Consider the following 17,447-nt stretch of genomic DNA (forward strand, 5'->3'; position numbering starts at 1 on the left):
AATTCTAAGTAAATATATTAATTTAGAAATATTTTTTATTTAGATATAACTTTTCCGTCTATATTAGAAAAATGAACATTCCCAAAATCTCTGCTGTCATAACCATAATCTCTATTATCAGAAAGCACAAAATATTCATTATAGCCTATAATATAAGGTCCAAAATTATCTCTTGAGGATACTTCAGCATCTAATATTCTACCGTCAAACTCTGCATTAGCCCAAGGTTCATTCAAAACTTCTCCGTTTATATAAACAACCTTATCTCTTATTTCTATTGTTTCATTTGGAAGTCCTACAACTCTTTTTATTAAATATCTAGTGTTTGATATATTTACATTTCCAAATGTTACAAAATATACAAAATATGAAGCAAATCTTTTTAGAAAAAATTCCTTTTCCGTTCTAGGATCTATCATAAACACTATGTCTCCCCTTTTAGGTCTTGAGAAAACAATAGTTTTTCCTGTAAGAGATGATACAAAAGGATTTAATGCAATACCATATCTTAATTTAGAAGTAATTATAATTTCATTAGGTTCTATAGTATTCATCATAGTAGAACTTTTCATTCTATCTATTCTTATAAATAAAGTAAAAATACCGAATAAAACAAAAGCAATAATAAATCCTAATATCAATCTTGCAGCTACCCTATAAAGCAGGCTATTGCTTCTGCAATATATAAAAATGAAAGGTTTTAATACAGACTTGAGTGCATTAATTTTTTCTTTTTTTAATTCTTCTCTGTCATAAGAATAATTCATCTATAATTGATGACCTCTGTAAATAAAAATAACTTTTTATGATTTTTTAGCTTGATGTTCGCTATTTTCTAAAGCAGCAGGAACAGCAGGAACTACAATATATCCGTATTCACCGCTTCTGCATAAGTCCATTATTACTTCATTATCTAATGTATTACCTTGAACATCTTCTCTTAAATATTCAGGCAAATCTATAACATGGTATAAAGGATCAATGCCGTCAACATTAACCTCAAATAATCCTTCTATGAATTCCAAATCTTTATTTAATCTATCTAACATTTCATCTTTTTGATTTTCTTCTATTCTTAATCTTGTTTGATATAAAAGAGCTTCTAATTCTTCTCTGTCTGTAGTCATTATTATATCCTTAAAATTATAATTACAAAAATAATATACTATAATCAATATTTTTTCAATAGTTTATATATTTTTTTAATTTATTGATATATAGAGAATTCTATTCATTAAAATACTAAAATATACAATAAAAACATAATTTTTATATTTTAGCTATTTAAATTTTATATAAAACAATGTATCATTTTTTTAAAATTAATTAACATAATATTAAATTAAGAAGTAAAAAATATACTAAAAAATACCGTTATTTATACTATTGATAAAATTTTTTTGTTAATATAATATTGCAGTATTAATAATAATTCTTAAGAGGTAAAAGGTTTATTTATGAATTTTTTGGAAATAGAATTAAATAAAGATAAAAAAATAATAAGTGAAGATTTTAAATATAGAAAAAGGCTAATAGTTGTATTTATAATATCAATATTAGTTGCTGCATTATTATTAATAAGGCTGTTCTATTTACAAATAATACAAAATGAACATTATGACAGCTTAGCTAGAAACAATAAAGAGCAAATAATACCTATAGATGCTTATAGAGGCGAAATTTATGATAGAAATGGCGTTATAGTAGCAGAAAATATCAAAACATACACAATGTATATGATCCCTGTTTATTTGCCTAAAAATTATTTTGAAAGAGAAGAATTATTATACAGAGTATCTAAAGTATTTAATATAGATTTAGGACATATAAAATCAAGTTTAGAAAAAGTTTCAAAAAACAGCTATGAATCAGTAGAAATATCAGAAAATATATCAATGTCTCAAATGAGTTATTTGGCTGAAAGATCTGAAGAATATCCGGGAGTATATTATGGAAGTAAATCTATAAGACACTATCCTCTTGGAGAAACTATGACGCATGTACTAGGATATATCGGCAACATATCTCAGGAAGAATTTGAAAGCAAGCAGGCAGATGGATACAGAAGAAACAGTGTTATAGGTAAAGAAGGTGTTGAACAGTTCTATGATAAAGAGCTTAGAGGTATAGATGGTTATGAACAGTGGATAGTAGACTCAAGAAACAGAGTAAAAGAGACTATAACACCTGCCATAGGAAAACCAATACCGGGAAAAAAACTCATATTAAGTATAGATTCTAAAATTCAGAAAGATGCAGAAGATTTAATAAGAGGACAAGTAGGAACTATAATAGTATCAAAACCTACAACAGGTGAAATATTGGCTATGGTAAGCTCTCCTTGGTATGATCCAAACATCTTTATAGGTAAAATAGACAGGCAGAAATATGCTGAACTTATAAATAACCCTGCTAATCCATTCTGGAATAAAGCCATAAGAGGAAGATATCCTCCGGGTTCTACATTCAAATTGGTAACTGCTGTAGGGGCATTAAATGAAAAAAGAATAGGCGTTAATACAACAAGATTCTGCGGCGGCGGTATGCTTCTTGAAAACAGATTCTACAGATGCACAGGTCAGCATGGCTATGTAAATATGTATAAAGCCATACAATATTCATGCAATACATATTTCTATAACTTAGCTTATGAATTAGGACCTAATTTCATTAAAAGATATGCTGAAATGCTAGGATTTGGCGATATTACAGGCATAGATTTACCGGGAGAAAAAGTCGGAGTTGTACCTAGTGCCGATTGGAAAAGAAGAAAAATCGGAGAGTATTGGTGGGATGGAGACACTATTCAGTATGTTATGGGTCAAGGTTATATGTCTGCTACACCTATAGCAGTTCATATGTCTACTTCCGCTATAATTAATGACGGAGTAATGTACAGACCTCATGTTGTTAAGGAAATAAGAAGTTCTCAGACAGACGAAGTTATATACAATAATGATAAAGTAATAATCAAAAAATTAGATATAGATAAGAATATATTTACAGTAGTAAAAGAAGGTATGAGAATGGCTGTAACAGGCGGTACTGCTAGAAATGGTGCTTGGTCGCCTAATATTAAATTAGCAGCTAAAACAGGTACTGCTCAAAATGCTCAGGGTAAAGACCATACTTGGGTTACAATATTTGGTCCTTATAATCCTAGACCTACTGATGATATGATAGCAGTTACAGTTATGCTTGAACATAGCGGCGGCGGCGGCGGTACTACTGCAGGTCCTATAGCTACAGCAATGCTTCGTTCTATATTAGGAGGCGAAAACGCATTAGAGGCTAAAAATGTTATATATGCTAGAATGCAGTATATATATCAGCAAATCAGACTTGCAAGAGAACAAATGAAAGCTCAGGAAAATGGAGAAACTTTAGAAAATATTGACGGAGAACAGCAAAAAGAAGAAAAAACTCAAGAAGATGAGAGGATAAAATATGAGTGATAAAAAAGAGTTAAAAAAACTATTTGTCTTCGATTGGAAAATATTAGCAGCTGTAATATTTTTAATGACTGCAGGGGCTATTGCAGTATATTCATCAACCTACTCTCCTGAATCAGGAAAAACAAGTTGGATGTTTTTAAAGTTTATATTCTTCTGTGCAACAGGTATAGTACTAATATTCATCAGTATGTTTATAAACTATACTAAATTAGCAGAACATAGAATGTCATTATATATACCAATGCTTGGAATTTTAATATTAGTTTTAATACCGGGTGTAGGAACTACTGTAAACGGCAGCAGCAGCTGGTTATTCGGTATGCAGCCTTCAGAGTTCGGAAAAATAGTTGTTATCATATTCTTAGCCGGTTATTTAGATCAAATAGGAGATAAAATAAAAGAAATAAAATATTTTGCTTTAGCAGGACTATTTATTTCTATACCTATAGGTTTAGTATTGCTTCAGCCGGATTTAGGTACTGTGCTTGTATATTGTTTTATAGTATTTATAATGCTTTTTGTGGGAGGGGTTCCTACAAGATATATTATAGCTTTGATAAGTATAGGAGTTATAGGGCTTTCTATACCTATGTTTCTTGAATATAAAAGAATGTCAGATGATATAGATAATATGCTTTTTAATTTCTTTTCACAAAGAATATATATAGGATATTTAGCCGGAATATTTTTATTCGTATCAATACTTCTTATCACATTAAATTTTTATATGAATAGTAAATATGTAAGTTTATTATCATTTACTTTCTTTGTATTATTTTTATGTATGGGAGCAGCTCTTATATTTGATATAGGATTAAAAGAATATCAAAAACAAAGATTATTGGTATTTATGAATCCGCAATTAACTAGATTAAGTTCCGGTTATAATATTATTCAATCCCTTATAGCCGTAGGAAGCGGAGGATTATTAGGAGAGGGTTTTTTAAATGGAAGTCAGTCCCAATTAAATTTCATTCCTCAGCAAGTAAATGACTTTATATTTTCTAATATATGCGAAGAATGGGGATTTATAGGAAGTTCTTTGGTGGTTTTGGCTTATGCTGTCATATTTATAAGAGGAACAATGGCTGCATATTATGCTAAAGACAGACTTGGTGCCTTGATAGTATCAGGAGTAATAGCTATGTTCTTATGCCATGTTATCATTAATATAGGAATGGTTGTGGGAATGATGCCGATTACAGGTCTAACTTTGCCTTTTATAAGCAGCGGAGGTTCATCTATATGGACTTTCTGTATATCAATAGGGTTAATATTTAATGTAGAAGCAAGAAGGTATGTTCATTAGAAGTTGTTAGTATGAAAAATAATATTTTAACAGAAAAAATTTTAATAGCAGATTCTAATATAGATTATGCTAAATTTATTCAGAATTTTTTGAAAGAATCAGGATATTTATCATATATAGCTTTGTCTTATAAAGAAGCCGTTAATATGTCATACGATAAAATACCTGATTGTATACTAGTGGATTATATGCTTCCTAATGCGGGAGCTTTCCGTCTCTCTCAGCATATAAAAAATGATAATATACTTAAAAATACAACTATACTTTTTCTAACAGCAACTAATAGTAAATCGGAGTTTCTTAAAGCTTATGAATGCGGTGCTGATGGTTTTTTTCCAAAATCAATAGATACGGATATATTATTGTCAAAAATAAAATCGTATATAAGATTAAAAAAAGCTATAGAATCTAATATAATGTATATGAATATGTTAAAACAGGACATAGAATATGCATCAAAATTGCAGAAATCTATACTTTCTTATGGAAATACCTCAATACCTAAAAATGATATATCTATTTATCATTATGCTCCTAATGAAGTTTCAGGAGATTACAGCGGAATAAAAAGTATTAATGACGGTTGGTATGCTATACTTCTGGCAGATGTATCAGGACATGGTGTAGCAGCTAGTATGCTTACAATACTAATAAAATCTTTTTTTGATTCACATATAATAACTAATTCAAAAAATACATCTCCGGCTAATTTCTTAAAGGAACTTAACAATTTTTTTATAGAAGAAAATTTCGATAAAAGCCTATTTGCTTCTGTATTTTATGCTATATACAATAATACTACAGGAGATTTTATATGCTCATCCGGCGGATCGCCTAAACCTATATATCATTCTAAAGATTCAGCTATAAATATTGATATAGAAGGTCCATTGGTTGGAATGTCTGAAGACAGCGATTATAAAGAAGCACATATAAAAATGAATCATAATGATATATTATTTATATTTACAGATGGTGCTTATGAACTATTTGATACTGAAGGAAAAATGCTTGGAGATGAAGAATTAAAGAATATATTTATAAAAAATTCACATAAAGATGTTAATGTAATAAAAGACAATATAATAAAAGAATTAAAGTCATTTTCAAATAATGTATTATCAGATGATATAAGCATGATAATTCTAAGAAGAACTAACTGATAAAAAAACAAATCAAACATTATTTGTTAATATAATACAGAAAAATTCACAATAAGTATATTTTTTTTGTAAAAAAAACAAAATTATTTACATATTTATTTGACATGTAAAAATATTTTTCTATACTAAGTTAATAAATAGAGTATAGGAGTATTTATATGAACAATGAAGTAAAAGTAACACAAACACTTGCAGATCCGGCACCTTTTGGTTTATTCGGACTTGCAGTAATAACATTTGTAGCTTCCACGCAAAAATTGGGGCTTACATCAGGATTTCCAGGACTTATCCCTTGGGCTATATTTCTTGGCTGTATAACACAATTTGTTGCTGCTATTATTGATTTCAAAAAAGACAATGTTTTCGGAGCTACTGTTTTTGGTTCTTTCGGATTATTCTGGATAGCTGTAGCATTCATTTGGCTTACTACTTTGGGAGTATTCGGAGAAGCAATGAAAAACTCTATTGACATGAAACAATTCGGTGTTGTATGTATAGCTTATTTATTCCTTGTAGGACCTTTAACTTTCGGTGCTGCTGAAGCTCATAAAGTTTTATTCTTTATATTTGTTGCTGTAGATGTTTTATTAGTAGCTATGGCATTAAATTATTTAGGAATAGCTGTAAAAGAAACTCAGATTGTAGCTGGTATATCTGAACTTGTGGCAGGATTATTGGGTTTCTATGGTGCTGCTGCCGGAGTATTAAATAAAAATTTAGGAAGAGTTGTACTTCCTGTAGGAAAACCTTTAGGAATATTTAAAAAACAAGCTTAAAATTATTGATGATTAAATATAGGGGGCTATATTAAAATATAGTCCCTTTTTTATTAAAAAGAATAAATAAAAAATAATTTTTAATAGTTAAAATAAAAAAATATGATAACTAAATATTTTATTATTACGATAATAATTATGATAACAAAATATTAGTTGACATATTATTGTTTTTTCTATATTATGTTATTATATATTTATCTATTGCAATAAGGTGATTAAAGGTTATGAAATTAAAAATAGGAATTTTAACTATAGTAAACTTAATAGCATTTATAGCACTATTATATATGTTTGATATATTCGGTGTAGTTAATTATTATACTTTAATGCGTAATAAGATAGCACCAAATGTACCAGGATTCTTAACAAGATTCACTCAAAAACCAAGAGTAGAAGACATGGCTCTTTTGGCAAGAGAAGACTTAAATAAAATGAGAGAATCATTCAATTTAAGAGAAAAAGATTTGCAGGCTCAGGAATCTTTAATAGCAAGCAGAGCAATAGAATTGAATACTCAATCTGAATTGATAGAACAGGACAGACAAAATCTTTTAAATGCTTGGTCTAATTATCAGGCTACTATGGACGAATCTTCTCAGTATCAATTAGTATTAACAGATTTGGCAAATAAAATCAATAGTATGCCGCCTCAAAACTCTGTGGCATTACTTAATCAGTTGGCTGCAAATGGTTCTGATGATTTAATTATAGATGTATTATTAGAAATGGATTCCATAGCTGCTGCTGAAGGAAGAAACAGTACAACTTCTTATCTTTTAAGTTTAATGGATCCAAATGTAGCTGCTAGAATATTAGAAAAATATGAAGCAAGATCTAATCCGGGAAATAATACAGTGCCTTCTTCACCTAATGACTTCCCTAATTATTTACCTGATGAGATGAATAATGATGCTATGCTTAATGAAGGCATAATGGATATGGGAGCATAAAAGTTTCATAATCAAAAAATAATAAGCTATTCTTAAATATTTTTAGGAATAGCTTTTTTAATATAATTGTAATTAGAAAGCATTATAAATATTGCAAAAGATTAACTTATAATAATAATTTTCTTATAAAACCATATTTAAATCTTTCTTAAACGGCAAAGAAAGATTTATTAATTTTTTATATATGATGCTTAGAATTATTTATATAATTTAGATTATAAGTATATAAATGATAATTTTCTACTTTATTATATTTACATTTTATGTTATTATTAAGTTTTAATAAAAAAACATTCTACATGATATTAGATTTTAAGGAGTTTATTACTAATGGGAGCAATGGACTTAGTATTTAAATTAATATTCGGCTCTAAAGAACAAAATGACGCTAAAATATTAAAACCTATAGCAGAAAAAACATTAACATTTGAAGAAGAAATAAAGAAATTAAGTAATGAAGAACTTACAAATAAAACAAAAGAATTCAGAGAAAGAGTAGAAAAGCATATAGGCTGCAAAACAGAAGAATTAGATTTAAGCAAAGAAGAAAACAAGAAAAAACTTCAAGATATATTAGATGCAATATTACCAGAGGCATTTGCTGTTGTAAGGGAAGCTAGTATAAGAACTACAGGAATGAGACACTTTGATGTTCAAGTGATGGGAGGAGCTGTACTTCATCAAGGAAGAATTGCTGAAATGAAAACAGGAGAAGGTAAAACACTTGTTGCCACTCTTGCGGTGTACCTTAATGCTTTAACAGGGCTTGGAGTACATGTAGTTACAGTAAACGATTATCTTGCTAAAAGGGATGCTGAATGGATGACTCCTATATACTCTATGTTAGGAATATCGGTAGGCATACTTGATAATACTAGACCTCATTCCCCAGAAAGAAGAGCTGTTTATAACTGCGATGTTGTTTACGGTACTAATAATGAGTTCGGATTCGATTATTTAAGAGACAATATGGTTACAAGAAAAGAGGATAAAGTTCAAAGGAAATTCTATTTTGCCATAGTGGATGAGGTAGACAGTATTTTAATAGACGAAGCTAGAACTCCCCTTATAATATCAGGACCAGCTGAGAAAAATATAAAAATGTATTATGAGATTGACAGAATAATACCTATGCTTAAGCAGGCTGAAGTAGATGAGAGAATGCGTGAGGTGGCAGGCACTGGTGATTATGTGCTTGATGAAAAAGATAAAAATGTATACCTCACAGAAGAAGGCGTACATAAAGTAGAAAAACTCCTTAATGTAGAAAATTTATATGGGGCTCAAAGCAGCACTATAGTTCACCATGTTAATCAGGCTTTAAAAGCTCATAAAGTATTCAAAAAAGATGTTGACTATATGGTTACAGACGGAGAAGTTTTGATTGTAGATGAGTTTACAGGACGCGTACTTGAAGGCAGAAGATACAGTGACGGACTTCACCAAGCAATAGAAGCTAAAGAAAAAGTTGCTATACAAAATGAATCCCAAACTTATGCTACAATAACATTCCAAAACTATTTTAGAATGTATCCTAAACTTTCCGGTATGACAGGTACGGCAGAAACAGAAGCTGAAGAGTTTTATAAAATATATAAATTGGATGTGGCTGTTATTCCTACTAATAAACCTATAGCAAGGCAGGATTTATCAGATAAAATATACAGAACTAAAAAGGCTAAATTTGAAGCATTAGCAAAATATATAAAAGAACTTCAAGATGCTGGAAAACCTGCACTTGTAGGTACGGTATCAGTAGAAATGAACGAAGAGCTTTCTAAAGTATTCAAAAGGCATAAAATTAATCATGAAGTATTAAATGCTAAAAACCACTCAAGAGAGGCTCAAATAATAGCACAGGCTGGAGAACCGGGAGCAGTTACTCTTGCTACAAACATGGCAGGACGCGGTACGGATATTGTACTTGGAGGAAATCCTGTTGCTAAAGGTGTAGCTGAAATAGAGCAGATACTTGTACTTATGAGAGATAAAGCATTCAAAGATAGAGATCCTTACAAAAAAGAAGAATTAACAAAAAAAGTTAAAGCAATAGACCTTTATAAAGAGGCATTTGTAAGAAGTGTTATTGCCGGAAAAATAGATGAAGCTAAAGAATTGGCTCAAAAAAATAATGCTGATGAAATGATAGAAAAAATTGACAGAATTATTCAGATAAATGAAAAATCTAAAATAGACAAAGAAAAAGTTCTTGCAGCCGGCGGTTTGCATGTTATAGGAAGCGAGAGACATGAGGCAAGGAGAATTGACAATCAGCTTAGAGGAAGAAGCGGAAGACAGGGGGATCCGGGACTTAGCGTATTTTTCTTATCGCTTGAAGATGATTTAATGCGTTTATTCGGCGGTGAGAGAGTGTCAAGAATGATGCTTGCTATGGGAATGGGTGAAGAAGAAGAACTTGGTCATAAATGGCTTAATAAATCCATAGAAAATGCTCAGAGAAAAGTTGAAGGCAGAAACTTTGATATAAGAAAGCATTTACTTGAGTATGATGATGTTATGAATCAGCAGCGTATGGCAGTTTACGGAGAAAGAGATTATATACTTTACTCTGATGATATATCTCCTAGAGTAGAAGAAATCATATCCGAAGTAACTGAAGAAACTATTAAAGATATAAGCGATAATAAAAAACATGTTGATCCTTTGGAAGTAACTAAATGGCTTAATAGTTATTTAATAGCGATAGATGAAGATGCTGCCAATAAAGCAGTAGAAGGCGGTGTTGATAATGCTGTAAAAAATCTTACTAATCTGCTTTTAGAAGCATACAGAAAAAAATCTTTGGAAGTAAATGAAAAAATATTCAGAGAAGTAGAAAAAAATATATTCCTATCAATAATAGATAATAGGTGGAAAGATCATCTATTTGCTATGGATAGTTTAAGGGAAGGTATAGGACTTAGAGGATATGCTGAAAAAAACCCTCTTACTGAATATAAACTTGAAGGCTATAAAATGTTTGTTGCTACTATGAATGCAATACATACTGAGCTTGTAAACTTAATTATGAGAGTTCGTATTATACCTAATTCATTTGATGCTATGGAGAGAGAAAGTGCTTTTGACGGAGGAGTTGAAGAGAAAAGCAGTGCTAGTGCTATGAATGGTAATAATAATCAAAACATCCAAAGCAAAATAAAAAACGCACAGGCTAATGTGAAAATGACTCAAAAAATAGGAAGAAATGATCCTTGCCCTTGCGGAAGCGGTAAAAAATATAAACATTGTCATGGAAAAGACAATCCGCAATGAGTAAAAGAAACAAATAATTAATGCAAAAAATAAAAGGTATATATAATCGATTTTTATATATACCTTATTTTTTATTTACTATTATTTTTTAATTCCTGATTATTTATAAGATATTTTGGACCTTTTCTAACACTAAAAACTACACTAGTATTTCCATAAAAATTAATTATATAAGTGTAATCTTTATTATTTTTTGATGTAAGAGTAAAATTTCCTGTAGTTACTGCGGATGTAATATCATAAGTATCATTAAGAGAGGTACCATCTACACTTAAAACACTAACAGTTAAATTTTGATTATCTGCTTCTGTTACAGTTACTGTAATATTTTTAGAAGTATCCTGATAAGTACCATTTCTGTCTTTAAACTTAATTCCAGTACTTCCTAAAGAAGAAGTACATGAAAATATAAACAAAGATATAAGTAATAAAGTAATTTTTTTAATCATTTTTATTTATCCTAACATTATATAGTATATATTATATAAGAAATATAATTTTTGTAAACAGTAATTTAAAAAGCGGAGAGAGTTTTTCATCTTCTCCCCGCTATTTATTATAAATTAATTATCAATTATGGCTGCCTATTAGCCTCATATCCGTATGAAGAGCCTGAACCAGGTGTTAATATTGTTCCATAACTTTTACTTACTTTTATAATATTATCATTATCATTTTCAAAAACTACCCATCCATGCCTAATATCACCTACAGTTCCAGAAGTACCGCTAGGAACACCATAAGCAGCTCTATAATTATTTTCTTGAGTATTATCGAATCTGCTTAATGTATATGTAAATGATCTAGTCCTCCATTTATATTCAAACCATTCCCAATATTCCTCTTCATAAGTCAAGGTAAACTCAGTTCCATCATTATTAAATTTATATACAAGATTTCTCATAGAATCTGTATCTACACCTTTAAATGTTGCTCCAATAACTCTGTCTGTAAATATAGGACCATAATCTTTAAAGTCTGGGTCTAATGAAGTGCCATCAAAAGATATTGTATCTTTGTTATTTACTTTAACTAATGAAACTATAACAGTGTCTCCAGGATTAGAAATATTTTCATATATAGCCTTATATTTAGAAGTTATAGTTTTAACTTGATATGTTTTTTCTTCTCTAGCAGAAGCATCATTATATGTTTCTTCTACAAATTTTATTTTTGGAGCTTCTGCACCATTGTCTATAAAAGTATAAGAATATGATTTAAGACTAAGACCGCTGTAATTACCGCTTTTCCATAAATTTAAATCTATTGCTGATGTTCCATCAACCATATATCCTGAATAATCACGATATTCAAATTGCTGATAACTAGATTTTATTTTATTTATATTAACCTTAAAAGTTGATTGATCTTCTGGTGAAGCAGGATCTGTAGATGATGCATTTAAAGGTCTATAAGGAGAATAACCCTGTCCTGTAGGAGTAGGCTGTGCCATTTTGTCAAAGTTATGATCTTTAGGCATATAAGAAGTAGGCGCAGATGTAAACTCGGTTTTGTAATGCTCATATAAAATAACAGAACCGCTTTCTGTAACATAACCTATAGGGTCATATTCATAAAAGGCTTTTTTATCCCCATATCTTTCTACAGCTTCAAAAGCAGTAGGTACTTTATCACCCATAATAGAAGTTGTGGAAGTAATGGCTCCAAAAGCAAATATAAACTTAGAATAAGTATCAACCGCTATCAAATATTGTTTTAATGCAGCTACAGAAGCATTACCATTTATAGAATAAAAATTAAATCTATCCATTCTTCCAGGCAAATATCCTAAACTGCTGTAAAGAGGATTTTCTCCTGCATATCTATATACTTTTAACTCAGTAATATTTACAGTTAAAGGTCCGCTTTCAGCATAAGTTTCTCCATCTTTACCGTCATAGTATTCTGCTGATATACCATTCCAATCTGAGCCTCCGGGTATCCAATTTCTAGTATTATCATTAAAGAAATTATATATAGGAAGTTTATCTCCCTGAAAACTCGCTTTAAATAGCCAATCTTTAAATTTATCTGCAGAAAACTGATAATTAGGGCTATTATATTCTTCAGGAAGTTTAAACGGATCTTCATCAGCTGCAACTTGCTCCGGAAGTTTTTCTGGACCAGTGTCAAGAGACTGCGATAAAGAACTAGAACTTGATTTGTTATAATAATACCTAGGGTTAAAGAAATGACCTCCGCAAGACATCATAAACATAGATATTATTACTAAAAATAATAAATAAGTTTTTTTCATAATATATCTCCTTATATAGCAAAATACCACTTTCAAGCATATTGACTATAATTAAATAACTATACCTACGCAAAATTTAAATTAATAAACTGTAAAACCATATTATTATAGCTTTACAGTTTATTATAATTTGTCTATACTTATTCTATTTTTATAGAATAAGTAACAGACCATTCTTCTGTTCTATTATCATTATAATCTTGATATTTGACAACTATATCTTTAGTTTCTCCTTTATTCAAAGTAAATGTGTCAGGAGTACAAGACACAACTTTATCTTGCTTGCTGTCTACTTTAACAGTTTTAGTTGCTCCATTATATGATAAAGTTAATAAAGAATTATCATATTCAGATATATGAGTAACTGTTCCTGAATAATCAGGGAAACCAGATAGCCAATTATATTTAATAAATTTAGTATCAATATCAATATAACATTTAGCTTTATCAATATCTGACACAGCATATTTAATGCTTCCATCAGATTGAATACTGCTATTATTTTCTATTGTTATAATGCTATTTGGCATTGCTCCAAATCCCAATTCTTTACCTTCACCATAATTACCAAGCATCTCAAATACTTTTGATGTTGAATCTTCATATATAGAAGCTCTTGTAGCATATACAAAATAGCCTTCTGGTTTTAATTCCCAACTATGAAAAAATGTTTTTTTATAGTAACTTTTTACGCTTATATTTTCAACAGATTTTGAAGACACTACAATAGAAACCCTATTACCTTCTTCATTCATATTTAAATATGGAGAACGGCCAGGATTATTTCTTGTAGCCAATTCTCTAACTTTTCCATCTGATGTTTTATGCACAGAAGGAACATAATCTGTGGCACCTGACGCCATTTCACTTTTATATTCATCAAATAAAGTAACCGAACCATCTTCATGAACAAAACCTATAGGATCATATTCATAAAATTTTCTTTTCTCTGCATATTTTTCTATAGCATCAAACGCAGTAGGATATTTTTGTCCAAATGTAGAGCCTGTGTTAGTTATCTTAGCATAAGCAAAAATAAATTTAGAATACTTATCCACTGCTATAAGATAGTTATTCATAGGAACGCCTGCTGCTTCACCATCAATTTTCATAAATATAAATCTTTCTAGCCTAGAAGAAGAATTATAACTTCCATTAGCATCAAGCAAAGGATTTTTACTTACATATTTGTATACCACCATATCCGATATAGATACTGTTACTGGAGAAGTTACCTTATTTCCATCAGGAGAAGCATCAAATGAGAATTCATTTTTTAGTGCATCTCCTTGTACCCATACTCTGCCGTCTGTTGGAATAAAGAATCTGTATTCAGGTACATTTCCGCTTCCAAAATTAACTTTCATAAACCATTGATCTATAACACTGCCGTCAAAAATATAATTTTTATCATTCCAGCCATAATATCCATCACCTTGATAGCTAGGGTTAAAAGGATCTTGTTCAGGTGATAAATTTTCATCTCCTAAATCTATATCCCCTCCGCCTTGTTCTGATGAAGCTATAGAACTGCTTTTGTTATAATAATACCTAGGGTTAAAGAAATGCCCTCCGCAAGACATCATAAATATAGATATTATTACTAAAAATAATAAATAAATCTTTTTCATAAAAATTTCTCGTTTATTATAAAATTAAGCGGAGAGAATTTTTTATTTCCTACGCTAATTTTATTATTTAATTATTTTTCAATATCCTCTACTTTTATTTTACATCTGAACTGTACTTTATCATTATATCCTGTAACACCTTCTCCGCAAGCTCCTACACCATACCAAGCTCCCCATGTATTCTCTTTGTCCTCTATTACAATATGATCTCCATCCTGTCCATCAATAACAATAGTAACTTCTATTTCTCCCTGTGCATTATATTTAACTTCTTTAGACACAATTCTATTGCTATCAGCAGAACCTATCAATTCTACATTTTTAGTTTCTTTATTAAACTTAATAGTCAAATATAAATTATCATTTTCTGAATATTTATAAGGCCAATAAAGATCATTATAATCTCCATAACCTTCATCATATTTAGTAAGATTAAATGACAAATCAATATTAATATCTTTAGATTCAGTTTCTACTGTTTGATCTTTATCAGTATTAAACTCTAGTGCAACTTCAGAACCTACTCCAACTTCATATCTTCTTAAATAAGCACCAATTCCTGTACCAGAGTCCTTACTAGCAACAGATTTATATTCTGACACTATTATATCTTCAGCTGAAACTTTCATTTTTACATCATAACCGAAAAATCCATAATCCATTACTTCCCTAGCATCACCTTTATCCCATACTCCTCCTAAGAAATCGCTAATATTACCTACAGTATATCTCTTCACTGTTTTACTATCAATATTTTTGAAATAAAGCTCTGTCATAGAAATTTTTATTTCCGGTTTAGTAACTATTACTTTATCCTTATTGAAATATGGAGAAACTCCTGGTGAATTTCTGCTAGCCATTGATCTATCAGGATCATGAATTTTAGGAAAGAAATTATTAGCATCTTGAGCCATTTCTTTTTTATATTCTTCATATAGCTCTAATTTTAATTCCCCATTCTCATAAACCATTATACCTATAGGGTCATATTCCCAGAAATTTCTTTTTTCACCATATAACTCTACAGCTTGAAACTCAACAGGATAAGGAGTTCCAACAATAGGAGCTTTTTCAGTTTTAGTTATTTTACCATAAGCAAAAACAAATTTAGAATATGTATCAACTGCTATTAAATAATTATTAAGCGGAACTATAACAGCCTCTCCCTGTAATCTATAGAAAGAAAACCTTTCCATTATTTCAAATGAATTATATTTAGAAGTAGGAGATACTAAAGGATTTTTTCCATCGTATCTGTAGAAATTAGCAGGATCTATATCATAAGATTGTGCCTTATTACCATCATTTACACCATTATAGTAATATCCATTTTTTAAACTATCTTGTAAGGCCCATGCTGTGGAACTTTTAAAAAACTTATAAGCAGGTACATTATTAACATCAAAACTAACACCAAATGCATAATCTCTTATTATTGAACCATCAAATACATAATCTTGATTATTCCAAGGACCTTCAGGTATTTCTGCTTCTTCACTTCCTCCAATATCAACCACTCCTGATGAATCTTCATCTCCTAAAGAAGCACTAGATTCGCTCCTATTATAATAATACCTAGGGTTAAAGAAATGCCCTCCGCAAGACATCATAAACATAGATATTATTAAAAACAATAAGTAACTTTTTTTCATATAGTGCCTCTAATTGCTAATTATCCTTTAAAAGCTAATCCTAAAGTAAGACCAAAATCTAATGAGTTTATATAATAAGATTTTAATGGTGTCTCCATAGTAAAGTTAGGAGCAGCTGTCTGCATAAGTTTAAATAAAGAATCAGGCATTGTTATATATTTTGGAGAATATACATTGAATCTTGTATATGCACCTAATATAACTTCAACTCTGTCATTTACAGGCTGATTATATTCTATCATAAACTTAATGCTAAACATTACTGGATTCATATTTTTTATCATAAAGTCAGTTACTATTATCTCTCCTATTTCAGGAAAACCCGGCATCTCTTGGTCAAAATAAGCTAAATATTCAGGAGATGTATCTGCTATCAATTTTCCTCCTATATGAAGTCCTAAAGCTAATCTGCTGTTTAAAAAATATGCTTTAGTACCAACTCCAAAACTTATTACAGGGGCATAACTTACATTGATATAAGCATTTGCTGTTACTCCGCCTACAGTATTACCAGCAATCTGACCGGCAAATCCGCTTCCTACACCTAAAGAACCAAATACGCTCATACCGCTGAATTTAGCAGGATCCAATCCGCCAAACCATCTTTCAGATCCGAATAGATAACCAAGCTCAGCCTCTCCGTCCATAGTGTAGCCTACAGAACCTTTCATATAAGCAGCACCTATTTTGTCCAAATCGTCCTGACTAATAGAAGGCATTGTAGCTGTACCATTAAAATTTGCCTTTAATGCCCAGATAAAACCTTCATCAAAACCGTAAGCCGCCGAAAATCCTGCTAATAATAAAATGTTAATAAATATCTTTTTCATAATAAAAATTTTCTCCCACTAATAAAATCGACATAATAATAAAAATGTTTATATGCAAATTGTACTACCTTTTAATTTTAAGTAAATAGTATTTTTTATAAATTTACTATAATTTTACTATTATGTTTATAAACTACATACAACATAC

13 protein-coding genes are annotated in these 17,447 nt (G+C 30.0%); 6 read left to right on the forward strand and 7 right to left on the reverse strand.

Annotation, left to right across the window (positions count from 1 at the left end):
* Nucleotides 1-35: 35 nt before the first annotated feature.
* Together lepB and gatC are read right to left on the reverse strand one after the other, a co-directional pair.
* On the reverse strand, nucleotides 36-767 hold the full coding sequence (lepB, locus tag BHAMNSH16_RS02315) for a signal peptidase I (protein ID WP_008728551.1): 732 nt from the start codon (nucleotides 765-767) through the stop codon (nucleotides 36-38).
* A gap of 36 nt (nucleotides 768-803) precedes the next feature.
* On the reverse strand, nucleotides 804-1,127 hold the full coding sequence (gene gatC / locus BHAMNSH16_RS02320) for an Asp-tRNA(Asn)/Glu-tRNA(Gln) amidotransferase subunit GatC (RefSeq protein WP_008728550.1): 324 nt from the start codon (nucleotides 1,125-1,127) through the stop codon (nucleotides 804-806).
* A 330-nt stretch (nucleotides 1,128-1,457) separates the two neighbouring features.
* Between gatC and mrdA the strand changes: the two genes are divergently transcribed.
* The 6 genes from mrdA to secA all read left to right on the forward strand — a co-directional run bounded on the left by mrdA (nucleotide 1,458) and on the right by secA (nucleotide 10,929).
* Nucleotides 1,458-3,455, forward strand: a complete 1,998-nt coding sequence (gene mrdA, locus BHAMNSH16_RS02325; RefSeq protein ID WP_069731709.1) for a penicillin-binding protein 2 — start codon at nucleotides 1,458-1,460, stop codon at nucleotides 3,453-3,455.
* Nucleotides 3,448-4,764, forward strand: coding sequence for an FtsW/RodA/SpoVE family cell cycle protein (locus tag BHAMNSH16_RS02330; RefSeq protein ID WP_008728548.1), 1,317 nt, complete (start codon nucleotides 3,448-3,450; stop codon nucleotides 4,762-4,764). Before mrdA ends, BHAMNSH16_RS02330 begins: the two co-directional genes overlap by 8 nt.
* An 11-nt stretch (nucleotides 4,765-4,775) precedes the next feature.
* Nucleotides 4,776-5,927 (forward strand): fused response regulator/phosphatase, encoded by a 1,152-nt coding sequence (locus BHAMNSH16_RS02335; protein WP_008728547.1) that lies wholly within the window; start codon nucleotides 4,776-4,778, stop codon nucleotides 5,925-5,927.
* 158 nt (nucleotides 5,928-6,085) lie between these two features.
* Nucleotides 6,086-6,703, forward strand: a complete 618-nt coding sequence (locus BHAMNSH16_RS02340; RefSeq protein ID WP_008728546.1) for an acetate uptake transporter — start codon at nucleotides 6,086-6,088, stop codon at nucleotides 6,701-6,703.
* A 227-nt stretch (nucleotides 6,704-6,930) separates the two neighbouring features.
* Entirely contained in the window at nucleotides 6,931-7,656 is a 726-nt protein-coding gene (locus BHAMNSH16_RS02345) for a periplasmic-type flagellar collar protein FlbB (protein WP_008728545.1), read from the forward strand.
* A 330-nt stretch (nucleotides 7,657-7,986) separates the two neighbouring features.
* A complete protein-coding gene (gene secA, locus BHAMNSH16_RS02350; protein ID WP_008728544.1) occupies nucleotides 7,987-10,929 on the forward strand; it encodes a preprotein translocase subunit SecA in 2,943 nt (980 codons plus the stop codon).
* A 71-nt stretch (nucleotides 10,930-11,000) separates the two neighbouring features.
* Here secA and BHAMNSH16_RS02355 read toward each other — a convergent pair whose 3' ends face one another.
* The 5 genes from BHAMNSH16_RS02355 to BHAMNSH16_RS02375 form a co-directional block, all read right to left on the reverse strand.
* Entirely contained in the window at nucleotides 11,001-11,378 is a 378-nt protein-coding gene (locus BHAMNSH16_RS02355; RefSeq protein WP_008728543.1) for a hypothetical protein, read from the reverse strand.
* Nucleotides 11,379-11,503: 125 nt separating this feature from the next.
* On the reverse strand, nucleotides 11,504-13,186 hold the full coding sequence (locus tag BHAMNSH16_RS02360; RefSeq protein ID WP_008728541.1) for a hypothetical protein: 1,683 nt from the start codon (nucleotides 13,184-13,186) through the stop codon (nucleotides 11,504-11,506).
* Nucleotides 13,187-13,326: 140 nt separating this feature from the next.
* On the reverse strand, nucleotides 13,327-14,817 hold the full coding sequence (locus BHAMNSH16_RS02365) for a hypothetical protein (RefSeq protein ID WP_008728540.1): 1,491 nt from the start codon (nucleotides 14,815-14,817) through the stop codon (nucleotides 13,327-13,329).
* A gap of 71 nt (nucleotides 14,818-14,888) precedes the next feature.
* Nucleotides 14,889-16,469 (reverse strand): hypothetical protein, encoded by a 1,581-nt coding sequence (locus BHAMNSH16_RS02370; RefSeq protein ID WP_008728539.1) that lies wholly within the window; start codon nucleotides 16,467-16,469, stop codon nucleotides 14,889-14,891.
* A gap of 20 nt (nucleotides 16,470-16,489) precedes the next feature.
* Complete coding sequence (locus BHAMNSH16_RS02375; protein ID WP_008728537.1) at nucleotides 16,490-17,299, reverse strand: hypothetical protein; 810 nt, start codon at nucleotides 17,297-17,299, stop codon at nucleotides 16,490-16,492.
* Nucleotides 17,300-17,447: the final 148 nt, after the last annotated feature.

Origin of the sequence: Brachyspira hampsonii, from assembly GCF_002214805.1 — a bacterium.
Taxonomy (GTDB): Bacteria; Spirochaetota; Brachyspiria; order Brachyspirales; family Brachyspiraceae; genus Brachyspira; species Brachyspira hampsonii.